Origin of the sequence: Streptomyces sp. DH10 (assembly GCF_029813805.1) — a bacterium.
Lineage (GTDB): Bacteria > Actinomycetota > Actinomycetes > Streptomycetales > Streptomycetaceae > Streptomyces > Streptomyces coeruleofuscus.
Genome location: NZ_JARVKU010000010.1, coordinates 163,927 through 177,592, shown reverse-complemented (window position 1 = coordinate 177,592; position 13,666 = coordinate 163,927). Strand labels below are relative to the sequence as shown.

At 73.0% G+C, this 13,666-nt stretch carries 14 protein-coding genes; 8 read left to right on the top strand and 6 right to left on the bottom strand.

What is annotated here, in order from left to right; all coding sequences use genetic code 11:
• Positions 1 to 66: 66 nt before the first annotated feature.
• The 7 genes from QC385_RS21965 (at position 67) to QC385_RS21935 (ending at position 8,871) form a co-directional block, all read left to right on the top strand.
• Positions 67 to 954 carry an STAS domain-containing protein gene (locus QC385_RS21965; RefSeq protein WP_279543020.1) on the top strand — a complete coding sequence of 296 codons (888 nt, stop codon included), beginning with the start codon at positions 67 to 69 and terminating at the stop codon, positions 952 to 954.
• A complete protein-coding gene (locus QC385_RS21960; RefSeq protein WP_279543019.1) occupies positions 951 to 1,370 on the top strand; it encodes an STAS domain-containing protein in 420 nt (139 codons plus the stop codon). The genes QC385_RS21965 and QC385_RS21960 overlap by 4 nt, the downstream gene beginning before the upstream one ends.
• Positions 1,370 to 1,810: an anti-sigma regulatory factor gene (locus tag QC385_RS21955; protein ID WP_279543141.1), complete on the top strand. Its 441-nt coding sequence runs from the start codon at positions 1,370 to 1,372 to the stop codon at positions 1,808 to 1,810. The genes QC385_RS21960 and QC385_RS21955 overlap by 1 nt, the downstream gene beginning before the upstream one ends.
• Positions 1,810 to 3,228, top strand: a complete 1,419-nt coding sequence (locus QC385_RS21950; protein ID WP_279543018.1) for an ATP-binding protein/SpoIIE family protein phosphatase — start codon at positions 1,810 to 1,812, stop codon at positions 3,226 to 3,228. The genes QC385_RS21955 and QC385_RS21950 overlap by 1 nt, the downstream gene beginning before the upstream one ends.
• Positions 3,225 to 4,955: a PP2C family protein-serine/threonine phosphatase gene (locus tag QC385_RS21945; RefSeq protein WP_279543017.1), complete on the top strand. Its 1,731-nt coding sequence runs from the start codon at positions 3,225 to 3,227 to the stop codon at positions 4,953 to 4,955. The genes QC385_RS21950 and QC385_RS21945 overlap by 4 nt, the downstream gene beginning before the upstream one ends.
• A 217-nt stretch (positions 4,956 to 5,172) precedes the next feature.
• Positions 5,173 to 6,546 (top strand): NAD(P)/FAD-dependent oxidoreductase, encoded by a 1,374-nt coding sequence (locus QC385_RS21940; RefSeq protein WP_279543016.1) that lies wholly within the window; start codon positions 5,173 to 5,175, stop codon positions 6,544 to 6,546.
• Between the two features lie 84 nt (positions 6,547 to 6,630).
• On the top strand, positions 6,631 to 8,871 hold the full coding sequence (locus QC385_RS21935; RefSeq protein WP_279543015.1) for an FUSC family protein: 2,241 nt from the start codon (positions 6,631 to 6,633) through the stop codon (positions 8,869 to 8,871).
• Between the two features lie 16 nt (positions 8,872 to 8,887).
• On the opposite strand, the gene QC385_RS21930 is transcribed toward QC385_RS21935, so the two are convergent.
• From QC385_RS21930 to QC385_RS21905, 6 genes are all read right to left on the bottom strand, one after another.
• Positions 8,888 to 9,322: a hypothetical protein gene (locus QC385_RS21930; protein WP_059416936.1), complete on the bottom strand. Its 435-nt coding sequence runs from the start codon at positions 9,320 to 9,322 to the stop codon at positions 8,888 to 8,890.
• 28 nt (positions 9,323 to 9,350) lie between these two features.
• Complete coding sequence (locus QC385_RS21925) at positions 9,351 to 10,190, bottom strand: DUF1206 domain-containing protein (RefSeq protein ID WP_279543014.1); 840 nt, start codon at positions 10,188 to 10,190, stop codon at positions 9,351 to 9,353.
• A gap of 104 nt (positions 10,191 to 10,294) precedes the next feature.
• Positions 10,295 to 11,152, bottom strand: coding sequence for an ANTAR domain-containing protein (locus QC385_RS21920; RefSeq protein WP_279543013.1), 858 nt, complete (start codon positions 11,150 to 11,152; stop codon positions 10,295 to 10,297).
• 112 nt (positions 11,153 to 11,264) lie between these two features.
• The gene (locus QC385_RS21915) at positions 11,265 to 11,531 is read right to left on the bottom strand and encodes a DUF5133 domain-containing protein (RefSeq protein WP_279543012.1); all 267 of its coding nucleotides are present in this window, start codon (positions 11,529 to 11,531) and stop codon (positions 11,265 to 11,267) included.
• Positions 11,532 to 11,567: 36 nt separating this feature from the next.
• On the bottom strand, positions 11,568 to 12,431 hold the full coding sequence (locus tag QC385_RS21910) for a SigB/SigF/SigG family RNA polymerase sigma factor (RefSeq protein ID WP_279543011.1): 864 nt from the start codon (positions 12,429 to 12,431) through the stop codon (positions 11,568 to 11,570).
• A 207-nt stretch (positions 12,432 to 12,638) separates the two neighbouring features.
• Entirely contained in the window at positions 12,639 to 13,070 is a 432-nt protein-coding gene (locus tag QC385_RS21905; protein WP_279543010.1) for an ATP-binding protein, read from the bottom strand.
• A gap of 336 nt (positions 13,071 to 13,406) precedes the next feature.
• Between QC385_RS21905 and QC385_RS21900 the strand changes: the two genes are divergently transcribed.
• Positions 13,407 to 13,628 (top strand): hypothetical protein, encoded by a 222-nt coding sequence (locus QC385_RS21900; protein WP_279543009.1) that lies wholly within the window; start codon positions 13,407 to 13,409, stop codon positions 13,626 to 13,628.
• Positions 13,629 to 13,666: the final 38 nt, after the last annotated feature.

Sequence of the window (13,666 nt, the reverse complement as noted above, 5' to 3'; positions counted from 1 at the left end):
GTCACAGCACCGTCCCGTTGCCTGATGCGGGCTCGGTCGACGCAACGCGGATGAGGAGAGAACCAGGTGCCGGAGCACGAAGCGGACGGACAGCTCGCCATGCCGACACACGAGGTCAGGGACTTCCTGCATCGCAGGCGTGAGCAGATCGCGCAGCGATGGGCGGACGAGCCCCTGTTCCGCACGGTGTTCACCGTCTCGCGTGACGAGGCGGTGGAGGCGAGCAAGGTCGTCGTGGACGCGCTGGCCCAGGTGGCCGACTCGGAGCAGGTGGAGGACCCGGACGCCGCGGGATTCAGCGGGGTGCGCGAGCAGCTGGCCCGGATGGGCGCGGCCCGCTCGCGGGCCGGGCTGTCGAACACCCAGGTCGCCAGCGAGCTGGCCGCCCTGCGGCCGCCGGTGGAGAACCTGCTGGCGTCCGATCTGGAGGAGGCGCCGCCCGAGCACCTGCGGGCGTGTTCGACCACGCTCACCGTGCTGATGGGCACCCTGCGGCTGGTCGCCATGCAGACGGCGCTCAGCGAGTGGCAGGCGCTCAGCGACCGCCAGCGGCTCCAGCTGATGGAGGTGGCGACGCCCGTCATCCGGCTGTGGGACGGTGTCGTGGCCGTGCCGCTGATCGGGACGCTGGACAGCGCCCGCAGCCAGGTGGTGATGGAGACGCTGCTCAACGCCGTCGTCGACCAGCACGCCCGGTTCGCGATCCTCGACATCACCGGGGTCCCGACGGTGGACTCGCTGGTGGCGCAGCACCTGATGAAGACGGTCGCCGCGGCGCGGCTGATGGGCGCCCAGTGCATCGTCTCGGGCATCCGCCCCGCCATCGCGCAGACCATCGTCCACCTCGGACTGGACCTCGACGTGATCACCCGTGCGAGCCTCGCCGACGCGCTGGGTTACGCGCTGCACGAGCTCGGCGCGGACATCGTGAACCCGGGTGCGGGTCAGCGGTGAGCGACGCGTACTCCCGTCCCGTCACGGGCCACGTGCCGGTTCTCCGGCTCGGTGACGTCCTGCTGGTCACGCTCCAGGGGGACCTGCACGACAGCACGGCGCAGCAGCTCCAGCAGGATCTCGCGGAGACCATCTCCCGTACCGGGGTGCGTGGTGTCCTCATCGACATCTCCGGTGTGGAGATCGTCGACTCCTTCCTCGGCCGGGTGCTGGCCGAGATCGCCGCGCAGGCCAAGCTGCTGGCCGCGCGGACCGTGGTGGCCGGCATGCGCCCGGCGGTCGCCATCACCCTGGCGGAACTGGGCCTGACGCTGCCCGGCCTGACCACGGCACTCAGCACGGAGGCGGGCATGGAGCTCCTCTCGCAGCAGACCCCGGCCTACCGCCCGGGCAGGCCGCGTCAGGAGAGTCCGTGATGCACACTGCCGCGGGCGTGGAGGCCTGCCTGCCCATCCGGTCGGACATGGACCTGGTGTGGGTGCGACAACACGTGCGGCAGGCCGCGGCCCGGCTCGGCTTCGGCCTGGTGGAGCAGACCAAGCTGGTCACGGCGGCCAGCGAGCTGGCCCGCAACACCCTGGTGCACGGCGGTGGCGGACAGATGGAGGCGACGCACCTCAGCAGCGGAGGTGCGCAGGGGCTCCGGCTGGCCTTCACCGACGAGGGGCCGGGCATCACCGACCTGGACCAGGCGCTCAGCGACGGCTACACCTCCGGCGACGGGCTGGGGATGGGGCTGAGCGGCGCCCGGCGCCTGGTGCACGACTTCGACATCGAGAGCGCGCCGGGCGACGGCACCACCGTGCGGGTGACGTGCTGGGTGGGCCGGCCGCCGCGGCCCCGCGAGGAGGCCTGATGCCGCGCGTGTGGGACGTCCCGGTGCGCGACTCGACGCGGGTGCGCGACGCGCGGGTCGCCGCGGAGGGCGCGGCCGCGCTGGCCGGTCTCGACGAGCGGCGCACCGCGGCCGCCGCGCTGGTCGCGACCGAGCTCGCGACGAATCTGCTCAAGTACGCCGAGGGTGGTCAGGTGCTCATCGAGGTGGTGGCGCCGCCCGCGCCGCGGGAGGGCCGTGCGGAGTCCCGGGTGGTGCAGATCGCCGCGATCGACCACGGCCCGGGTATCGCGGACGTACCGGCGGCCCTGCGCGACGGTTTCTCCACGACCGGCTCGCTCGGCGCGGGCCTCGGCACGTGTCAGCGTCTCGCCGACGACTTCGCCCTGCACAGCACGCCCGGCCGCGGCACGGTCGCGGTGGCCCGCGTGGGCACCACGCCCCGCGGTGGCGGCGGTCCGTCCGCGGGGCTGGGGGCCGACGTGGTGTCGGGCGGCCGCGGTGCGGCGGACGGCTCGGCCGTTCCCGGCGCCCCGGCGTGGCCCGAGGGCGGGGCCTCCGCCTCCACCGGCGGTTGGTGGCCGGGCGGTGCCTCAGAAGGCGGCGAAGCACCCGTGGGAGCCGTGGCGTGCGGCGCCCTGACGGGGCACGCGGCGGTGCCCGGCGGCTCGCCGGGGTTCGCCGAGATGCCCGGGCACAGTGGTGCCGTCGAGAACGAGCCCCGTTTCCAGCAGGTCCCCGGTGTTCCGGGCGGCGACGTGCGGGGCCCCGGCGCACCGGAGCCTGACGAGCGGTCCGGTGTCGCGGGCGACCGGTCCCTGCCCGTCGCCGGCGTGCGCGCCGGAGGTGTGAACATCCCCTACGGCGGAGCCGAGTACTCGGGTGACGCCTGGGCGTGGGTGCGTTCGGGGGACCGGCTGACGCTGATGCTGGCGGACGGTCTGGGACACGGCCCCGAGGCGGCCCGGGCCTCGTCCGCGGCGGTGGCGGCGCTGCACCGCTGGGCTCACCTCTCCCCCGCCGAGTCGCTGCAACGGCTCCACGACGCCCTGAAGGGCACCCGGGGCGCGGCCGTCGCCATGGCCCAGCTCGACGTGCGGGCCGGGCGGCTGCGGTTCGCCGGCATAGGAAACGTGGGGGCGCGGCTGCGCGCGGACGGCACCTGGCGTCCGCTGCTGTCGCGGCCCGGCATCGTCGGCGTGCACCGGCCCACCACCCTCCGCGAGGAGGAGGCCGACTGGGCGGCCGACCGGCTGCTCGTCCTGCACACCGACGGCCTGCCCAGCCGCTGGACGCCGCCGTCCGACGCCGGTCTGCCCGCGGCCGACCCGGCCGTGACGGCCGCCCTGGCGATACGCGACGCGAGCAGTCCCGCCCGTCCGGTGCGGGACGACACCGCCGTGGCCGTGCTGACTACGACCCCGCCGGAACACCCATGATGCGCATTTGGCAGATCACCACCGTCACCGACGCGGCTCGCGCCCGCATCGCCCTCGCGCGCCTGGCCGCCGCGTACGGTGTGCCCACCGTCGAACGGACGAGGCTGGCCGCCGCTCTCAGTGCCCACCTGCGGCAGTGCCTCACCAAGGGCGGCACCTGGCTGCTCACCCTGGACATGGCCGGGTCCCCCGCCGAGGAGGGACTGCTGCACGCCGTGGTGACGCCGTCGCCGGACGCGTCCGCCGCCGCCGGGGAACCGCCGTGGGAGGTCACGGTCCCCTGCCCCGAGACGGCCCGGGCCACGGAGGGCGGTGCCGTCGAGGACGATCCCGCCGCCCTCGCGGAGGCGCTGCTCGGTGCCGACGAGGACACGGCCGTGGTGCTGGACAAGCTCGGCGAGCAGGAGGATCTGGTCGCCTTCCACCGCGAGGAGCTGCACCAGACGAACCAGGGCGTCCTGGCGCTGCACGCCGAGCTGGACGCGGCGGGCCGGGCCCAGCGCGAGGCCTTCGCCGCCGAGCGCAGGGCACGCAACGAGGCGGAGAGCGCCCGCCGCAGACTGACGTTCCTCGCGGACGCGAGCGCGGTGCTGACCGCCTCGCTCAACCACGAGGAGATCGTGCGCCGGCTGCCGGACCTGCTGGTGCCGGAGTACGCCCGCAGTGTCGACGTCTGGCTGTTCGACCACGAGGACGACAAGCACCGGTCGACGCCGCATCCGGCCGCCGCCGTGGTCGCGGCCCGGACCGGGCGGCCGCAGTACGCGGCCGACCATCCGGGCGGCCTGCCCGGCGTCGACGACCAGCCGCCGTCCGCGCTGGATCCCACCCGGCCGCTGCTGTGCGTGCCGCTGCCGACGCGGCGGGCGCCGCTGGGGGTGCTGACCCTGTCACCGCCCGGTGCGCGCTGGGACCCCGACGACGCGGTGATGCTGATCGAGCTCACCCGGCGGGCCAGTATCGCGATCGACAACGCCCGGCGCTTCGAGCACAACCGCGACATCGCCGAGACGCTGCAACGCGCCCTGCTCACGGATCTGCCGGCCACGCCGGGTCTCGGCCTGGCCGCGCGCTATCTGCCCGCCACCCACGGGCTGAACATCGGCGGTGACTGGTACGACGCGTTCCCCCAGCGGGACGGCGGTCTCATCACCGTCGTCGGCGACGTGACCGGGCACGGTCTGCACGCGGCCGTGATGATGAGCCAGCTGCGTACCGCGCTGCGGGCGTACGCGGTCGACGGCGACAGCCCGGGCCGGCTGCTGACCCGGCTGCACCGGTTCCTGCACCACCTCCAGCCGGATCTGTACGCCACCGCCGTCATCGCCCGGCTCCACCCGGACGAGCCCACGCTGACCTGGGCCGCCGCGGGCCATCCGCCGCCGGTGCTGCGGCTGCCCGACGGCACCGTACGCACCCTCGACGCCAAACCGGGCGCCATGCTGGGCATCCCCCTGACCCAGGAGATCGGCGACCACACGGTCCGTCTGTCGCCCGGCTCGACGCTCGCGCTCTACACGGACGGGCTGGTCGAACGGCGCGCGCAGGGCATAGACCCGGGCATCGAGCGGCTGGCCTCGGCGCTCGGCGGGTTCCGTTCGGCGGAGCTGGACGCGGACCTGGAGGGTTCGGCGGACCGGATCCTGCATCCGCTGCTGAGTGACTCGGAGCGCGACGACGACGTGTGTCTGCTGCTGTGTCATATCCAGGGGGACGCCGAGTCCTGACGGGCAGGCCGGCCGGCCGTGTGTGCACGCGTTCTTCACTCCCGCCTGGTGCTTTTCGGCCACAAGGCGGGCATGGTGGTGATCGACGCGTTCGTCTGCCCGCCGCGTCCGACTGGCGTGCCGGTCGAAGACGCGGTGGGATCAATGGGGTGCGAACCAGCGATCCAGGGGCAGTCGATAGGCGTTCGAGGCAGACCGCCTGGAGCCGCAGAAAGGGATGAACACCGTGACACGACCCAGGATCCTGGTGGTTGGCGCAGGCTTCGCCGGCGTGGAGTGCGTCCGCCGTCTGGAACGGAAACTCTCCCCGGACGAGGCCGACGTCACGCTGGTGACGCCGTTCGCCTACCAGCTCTACCTGCCGCTGCTCCCCCAGGTCGCCTCCGGCGTGCTGACGCCGCAGTCGATCGCCGTCTCGCTGCGCCGCAGCAAGAAGTACCGCACGCGGATCATTCCGGGCGGGGCCATCGGCGTCGATCTGAAGTCCAAGGTCTGCGTCATCCGCACGATCACCGACCAGATCGTCAACGAGCCGTACGACTACATCGTGCTGGCCCCCGGCAGCATCACCCGCACCTTCGACATCCCGGGGCTGACGGAGCACGCGTTCGGGATGAAGACGCTCGCCGAGGCGGCGTACGTCCGGGACCACGTCATCTCGCAGCTGGACCTGGCCGACGCGAGCCAGGACCCGGCCGAGCGGGCCTCGCGGCTCCAGTTCGTGGTGGTCGGCGGCGGCTACGCGGGCACCGAGACCGCGGCGTGCCTCCAGCGGCTCACCCACGCGGCCGTCAAGCGCTACCCGCGGCTGGACCCGGGCCTGATCAAGTGGCATCTGATCGACATCGCGCCGAAGCTGATGCCGGAGCTCGGCGAGAAGCTCGGCAGCAGCGCCCAGGAGATCCTGCGCCGACGAGGCATCGAGATCTCCCTCGGCGTCTCCATCGCGAAGGCGGGCCCGGAGGAGGTCACCTTCACCGACGGGCGGGTGATCCCGACCCGCACGCTCATCTGGACCGCCGGGGTCGTCGCCAGCCCTCTCATCGCCACGCTGGGCGCGGAGACCGTCAAGGGGCGGCTGGCGGTCGCCCCCGAGATGAACCTGCCGGGCAACGACGGGGTGTTCGCGCTCGGCGACTCGGCCGCCGTGCCCGACCTGGCCAAGGGCGACGACAGCGCCATGTGCCCGCCCACCGCGCAGCACGCCCTGCGGCAGGGCAAGCACGTCGCGGACAACGTCATCGCGACGCTGCGGGGTCAGGCCCGCAAGCCGTACGTCCACAAGGACCTGGGGCTCGTCGTCGACCTCGGCGGCACCGACGCGGTCTCCAAGCCGCTGGGCATCGAACTGCGCGGCCTGCCCGCCCAGGCAGTCGCCCGCGGCTACCACTGGTCGGCGCTGCGCACCAACGTCGCCAAGACCCGGGTGATGACGAACTGGCTCCTCAACGCGGTCGCCGGCGACGACTTCGTACGGACCGGGTTCCAGGCCCGCAAGGCCGCCAGGCTGAAGGACTTCGAGTACACCGACGCCTATCTGACGCCTGAGCAGGTGCGGGCTCACGTCGAGGGAACAGCCCGGCTGGAGTAGGGCCGGGCCGGAGGGGGCCTTCCGCTCGTGGCATGTCATGCTGAGGTGCGGATCTTGGTGTGAGTCGGGAGAGAGTGCGGCGGCGTGAGGGCAGCGGGACGGTCGGTGCGGGCACGACTGCGGGACCGGATCGCGGCGTCCGACCCGGGTCTGCTGCGCCTGACGGCCGGGCTGCGGACGGTCGGCGCCATCGCCCTCACGCTGGCCGTGCTCACCGCGCTCGGGGCAGACGTGCATCTCCTGGTGGCGGGGGCCATGGCGGCGATGGTCGCCACCTTCGCCATCCGGGAGAAGCAGCTCGGCGCCCAGGCCGTGACGCTGGCGCTGGGTCTTCCCGTGGCGCTGGTCTCCGTGACGCTGGGCGCGGTGCTCAACGCGCGTCTGTACGTCGGTGACGTCTTCTTCGTCGTCCTGATCTTCTGCGCGGTCTACGGCCGCCGCTTCGGCGACCGGGGCACGGCGCTCGGGCTGATCGGCTTCCAGGTCTACTTCCTGTCCCTGTTCGTCGGCGCCGAGGTGTCCGCGCTGCCCACGCTGTGCGGCGCCATCGCCGTGGCGTTCTGCTCCAGTGCCCTGCTGCGCTTCGCGGTCGTGCCCGCGACCCCCACGGGCGTCCTGCTGCGGCTGCGTCTGGCCTTCCGCGCCCGGCTGGCCCAGCTGGTGTCCGCGCAGCTCGACCTTCTCGACGCCGCCCCGGACGAGATGGACAAGGCCCTGGAGGCCGTGCGCGACGGCACGGCGCGGCTGCACGAGACGGCGATGATGATCCAGGCACAGCTGGAGGAGGGCACCCCGGACGAGTCGGCGGCCCGTCTCGTGCAGCGGCGTATCGCGGACGCCGAGATCGCCGCCGAGCGGCTCGGTCTGCTGCTGCTGACCTCCCGCAGCGCCGAACGGGCCGACACGCTGACCCTGCACCTGCCGGGCGCTCCCGCGCCGTCGGTGGGGCAGCCGGCCGTGCCGGACGAGACCACCGCCACGCTCCGCCGTGATCTCCAGGCGCTGCGCGCTCTCGTGCTGCGGGCCGGGAGCGGGGACTCGGGGACCGCCCTGGCCCATGTGCGCAACCGTCTCCTCGGCTACCGGGACGAGGAGAACCTGCCGTCCGCGCCCGCGGCCGTGCAGGACGTGTTCCGGGGCATCGGCGAGGCGGCCCGCTCGGTGCTGGGGCTGCGGATCGCGCTGGACGGCCCGCAGGACGAGTCGGACGACACCCCCTCGACCGCCCGCTCCCGCGAGGAACTGGACGCGGAGGACGCCGCGATCGACGGCGGCGAGGAGCCGGCGGAGGAGCAGGAGACGGGGCTGCGGCGGCCGACCACGCGCGCGGCCGTGCAGGTCGCCGTCGGCTCGACGCTGGCGATCGTGGGCGGTGAGCTGCTGTCCACGCAGCGCTGGTACTGGGCGGTGCTGACGTGCTGGATCGTCTTCCTCAACACCGCCTCGACGGGCGAGATCCTCGTCAAGGGCTACCGCCGGCTGCTGGGCACGGTGTTCGGCGTGGTGGCGGGCATCGTCCTGGCGGGTCTGGTCGGGCAGCACACCTGGACGGCGTTCGGCCTGGTCCTGGTGCTGATCTTCGCGATGTTCTACGTGGCGCCGCTGTCGTACACGCTGATGTCGTTCTTCGTGACGGCGATGCTGGGGCTGCTGTACACGCTGCTGCACACCTACAGCCTCGACGTGCTCCTGCTGCGGGTGGAGGAGACGGCGCTGGGTGCGGCCTGCGGGGTGATCGCGGCGGCGCTGGTACTGCCGGTGCGGACCGACCGCCGTACGAACGAGCTGCTCGGGACCGTCCTGGACCGGCTGGCCGAGGTCACCGAGGCCGCGGTCGGCCAGCTGAGCGGCGGGCCGGCGGACGAGCTGCTGGACAAGGCACGCGACCTGGACCAGGCGCTGGCCGACCTGCGGGCCGCGACGCAGCCGCTGACCCATCCGGTCACGCCGCTGCGGGCCCGGCGCCACACCGCACGGTACGTGGTGGCGCTGCTGGAGACGTGCGCGTACCACGCGCGGACGCTGGCGGCCACCGCCGAGCTGCTGCCCACGCATCCCTCGATCGCGGCGGATCCACGGCTGCGCGGGGCCGCGGGGCGCACCGTGCGCAACATCGAGACCATCGCGGCCCGGGTCGCGGACGAGCACGCCGCCGCCCGGGTCGAGACCGGGCCGAGCATCGCCTCGCTGCTGGGCTCCGACGCGGGCACACCGCGCTACGGCCGGATCACCGACCGCGTGCTGCGGCATCTGGAGCGGCTGGACGAGGCCGTGGTCGGTCTCGCACGTCCGCTGGGCGTGCCGATGGCGGAGCCCCGGGCCTGAGAGGAGCCGGGGCCGCTCAGAAGTCGGTGGGCAGTCCGCTCACCTCGGCGATGCCCCGCAGCTCCTCCGTCTGCCGGTGCCGTTCCTTGATGTAGTCGGCGATCTCGCCGAGGCGGACCGGGTCGGACGCGGTGGACGCGTCCGTGACGATCCTGACCGGGCCGGTCTCGTCGACGTCGAGCTCTATCACTTCGTTGTCCAGGCGGCCGGTGACGGCGGTGGCGATGACGAGGGCCACCTCGTCACGGACCTCCTGGGGCAGTTCGTCGTTGGCCCCTGAGTCGAGTGCGAAGTCGAGGCTGGACAGGCGCTCCTCGTCGATCGCCTCGAGGACGGGTTCCACCACGCGCATCAGGAGGCGGTAGTCCTCCGTGTCCATCCGGATGCGCAGGAGGTCCAGGTACACGTCCACGGGCCGGCCGTCGCCATGCGGAATCTCGGAATCGCTCATTGGCTTCGTGTTCCCCGCATGGCGCGGCTCAGACGCGGCGCCAGCGAGCCATGGCGAAGGAGAACACCCCGAACAGCACGAGCCCGGCCGCGACGCAGACCAGCAGCCAGGGGCCGAGGGGGGTGTCGGCGAAGCTGCGCAGGGTGTCGTCCAGGCCCTTGGCCCGGTCGGGTTCGTAGTCGACCGCGGCGCGGACGGCGAAGACGCCGGCCGCAGCGAAGACCAGCCCGCGGGCGGCGCCGCCGGCCACGCCGGTGACGTCCACCAGCCGCCGTGTCCGGGGGCTCATCTGCCCGAGCCGGAGCTTGTCGTGGTACTTGCGGAGCACCGCCCGTACGCCGATCCACCCGCCGACCGCGACGATCGCGAGGCCGGCCGCGCCGACGAGCCACTGACCGGCGGGCATCTCCAGTGCCCTGGCGGTGGCGTCCTGGGACTGCCGGTCGCTGGATCCGGAGCCGCTCCCGCCGCGGTTCGCCGCGAAGGACAGCACGGAGTAGGCGACGAAGACGTAGAACGCGAAGCGGGCCGTCGCCAGCAGCCGCTTGCGTGCGCTGCGGCCGTCCTGTCCGACGGAGCCGAACAGCATCTCGGACAGCCGCCACAGGGCCATGCCGACGAGGCCGATGCCCAGGGCCCACAGCAGCACCGCGCCGAACGGCTTCTGTGACAGTTCGGCCAGGGCTCCCCCGCGGTCGGCCTGCTCGCCCTTGTCGCCGAAGGCGATCTGCAGGGCGAGGGCCCCGACGAGCAGATAGATCACACCCCGGGCGGCCAGGCCCGCCCGTGCCGCCCCCTCGGTCACCGAACCCCGCGCCGCTCGCCGGGCCCGGATCCGACCGCCTTGTGCCATCGCACTCGTGTTCATGTCGACCTCCCGGCACTCCGGATGCCCCGGCCGGGCCACCCCACACCCGGCACGGCCTGCGGACCAGGGGATTCCGGTCACGGCGGGGCCATGCCGCGCCGGTTTCAGGACCGCCGGAACCTCGATCCCCGGCCGGCTCGGCCGAGGGCGTGCAGGTGCTCCAGGGCGTCCAGGACCACCGTGTGGTCGTGCCAGGCGAGCCACCGGCCCGCCTGGCCGCCCACGGTGTCGAGGGCCTCGGCCTGGGCCGTCGTCAGTCCTTGGACGGGCCGGTCCAGGTGGGCCGAGACCATGCCGACGCACAGCCCGGACGCGGTGGTCAGGGGGACGCTGTGACAGGCTCTGCTGCCCGCGGCAAGGATGGCCCGGCGGGCCGGTTCGCTGAACACGGGGTCGCTCTCCACGTCCCGCACGGTGACCGGGGCGACGTCGCGGGCGGCCCGCGCGCAGGCGGTTCCGTCGTCGTCGACGTGGGCGAAGAAGTCGACGAACTCGGGGGGGTGTCCGGTGTGCTCCTCGATGCGCAGGCCGCCGCGGGCCCGGTCGGTGAGCTGGACGTTGCCCATGTCGGCGCCGGTCACCGTCAGAGTGTGGCTCAGCACGGCTTTCAGGACGGCACCGCGACTGCCGGACCCTGACCGGTGGGCCGAGGTGAAGGTGAGGTCGGGTTCCGGCCGGCGGACGCGGCGCGGGAACCACAGCCGCTCCCCTCCCCCGGGACGTGGTGCGGTCAGCAAGAATCCCGCCAGGGTCCGGAGTTTGACGTTGTACCGCTGGGACGCCCGCTGCATCAGCGCGAAGGCACTCTCCCCGTCGGGCAGCGCGTACCGCTCCTGGAGCATGCCCTGGGCCTGGGAGACGAGCGGGTACACGCGGGCCCTGGCACGAAGGTCGCGCACCTCGGCGCGCAGACGCTCCAGGTCGCTGTCGTCGTCGGCGGCTGCCGGTCCCGCTGTGGACATGGAACTCCCCGGTCTAGGTGGCGTGACATGCGGGGGCCCGGCCGCGGTTTCCGCCGTCGGCCGGGCCCCTGCGTTGCCACGCCTTCCCCGTCACGTCACGCGCACACTCGGATCACGCGGGCTCCGGGGTCGCCACGCGCCTGTCGGTGACGGTCGGCGGGGTGGTCCCGCGGGCCGGTGCGGGTGCGGTCCCGAGCCACTGGTGAGCGGCCTCCAGGGCGCGCTCGACGTTCCGGGTACCGGTGGACACGCACAGCGTGTACGCCAGGTCGCGTACCCGGGTGCTCAGATCGGCCGGCTCGCTCGCTGCCACGGCGGCCGACAGCGCCTCGTACTCGTCGACGAGGCGGCGCAGCACGGCGGGGTGGGGCCTCAGCATCAATTCCTCGCTCCTCTGGGGGTCGGGGTCGGGTGGTCAGGCCGTCGTGGAGGTGCCGCCGGTACCGCGGGTGCCCGTCCGCTGCCCCAGGACCTCGTCGCGCACGCGGGCGCAGCTGCGGCTGATGAGGCGGGAGACGTGCATCTGGGAGATGCCCAGGTGATCGGCGATGCGGCTTTGTGTCATGTCCTCGAAGAAGCGCATGTAGAGGATGGCCCGTTCGCGTTCCGGCAGGCGGCGCAGGCCCTCCTTGGCGGACTCGCGGTCGACCACGACGTCGTAGGACGAGTCGGCCGCGCCGAGGGTGTCCGCGAGGCTGTAGCCGTCGTCGTCGGCCGAGAGCTCGGCGTCCAGCGACAGGGTGCTGAAGCTCTCCAGCGCCTCGAGCCCGGCGTTGACCTCTTCCTCGCTGAGGCCGGTGTGGGTGGCGATGTCCGCCACGGAGGGCTCGGGGCTGCCCGGGTTCTGGGTGAGTTCACGGCGTGCCACCCGCACCTTGTTGCGCAGTTCCTGCACACGGCGGGGGACCCGCAGGGCCCACATGCGGTCCCGGAAGTGCCGCTTGACCTCACCGGTGATGGTAGGGACGGCGTAGCTCTCGAAGGCTCCCCGGCTCGGGTCGAACCGGTCGATGGCCTTGACCAGCCCCAGGGCGGCGACCTGCCGGAGGTCCTCGATCGACTCTCCGCGGTCGCGGAAGCGGCCGGCGATGCGGTGGGCCATGGGAAGCCACAGCGTGACGAGTTCGTCGCGAACGGCTTCCCGGTCCGGCCCTTCCTCAAGCTCCGCCAGCCGGGCGAAGAGGGCCGCGGTGTCCGGAGCGTCGTCGTGCCGCCGCCGGGTGGCGGTGGCCGTCGTTTCGGGCGTGCCGGGACGGTTGGTGGGCGTATCGATGAGCATGCGGATTCGCTCCTGAACAACGATGGTCTCAGGGACTTACCGCGGGACGGTCGCCGCCCGGATCGCCTGGAGGGCCTCCGGGGCAGTCATGCATACCGCTCCCGCTGGCGCGCCTCCGGTCCGAAGCACGAGATTGCGTCTGCCCTACCCCCGGTGGAACAAACTCCACTTTGCTGTGCAATGTGGAGGGAACCAGTCCACGGGCGTTCAGGAAAGGGGCACGACGGCGGTGATGCACTTGCCACCGGCGGGCAGGTCGGACACGCGGACGTCGCGGGAGAGCCTGCAGACGATGGGCCAGCCGTGACCCCCGTGCCGCAGCCGTCCGTGCGGATCGGCGGGCGCGATCACCGGCAGTTCGTCGCTGCGGTCGCTCACCGAGAGCCGTACGCCGGGGCCGTCGATGTCGACCCGGAAGTCGGTGACTCCGCCGCCGTGCAGGATCGCGTTGGTCGTCAGCTCCGAAGCGACGAGCAGCGCGTCGGACAGGGCGTTCGCGTCACACGCGGTGTGGGTGGTGCGGCAGCGCTCGGCCACGGCGCGCTCCACGGCCCGGCGCGCCTCGGCGGGTTTGCTCGGCCGGGCCCGGTTCACACCGGGCGGTTCGAATACCGATTCGATCATGTGCTCCTCGCACATCCTTAAGCTCCCTGCTCGGTCAGGCATGAGCCGGGTCCGGCCGCGTACCGGGGCCGCCCGCCCGGGCACGCCGTGGGCTCACGGACCCGCTGTCGGTGTTCCCTTCCACCGCCCGCGGCTTCGGGAGCGCGTATCGCTCGAACGCCGCGGGTCTCCTAGTTCGGCTGACCTCTCCCCGCACCTGCAAACCTCGGTCCGCCCCACTGCCGGAAAAAGAGCCCGAAAAGACCCCTGGGAGCCCCGGGACGGCCGTGAATCGATGCCGACGGCCGTGAACCGGTGCCAACGGCCGTGAATGGATGCCATCACCACGCGTCCTCGGGGTACGCGGTGTCCATGACCGATGTGGTGGATTCGGACGAACTGCTGCGGCGCATCCAGCGCGCGAGGGCCTGCGCGGTGGACGAGGAGCGGACGTGGCGGAGCAGAAGCGAGGAACTGGGCGCGACCGACCCACAGGCAGCCCGGGACGCGACCGTGCGGCAGATGTCCTACGAGGCGGTGCTCAGGGTGCTGGACGAGATCGTGACTCCGGGCAAACACGCCGAGGAGGGCTGACCAGGAGGGCCGTTGCCCGGTGACGGGCAACGGCGGAT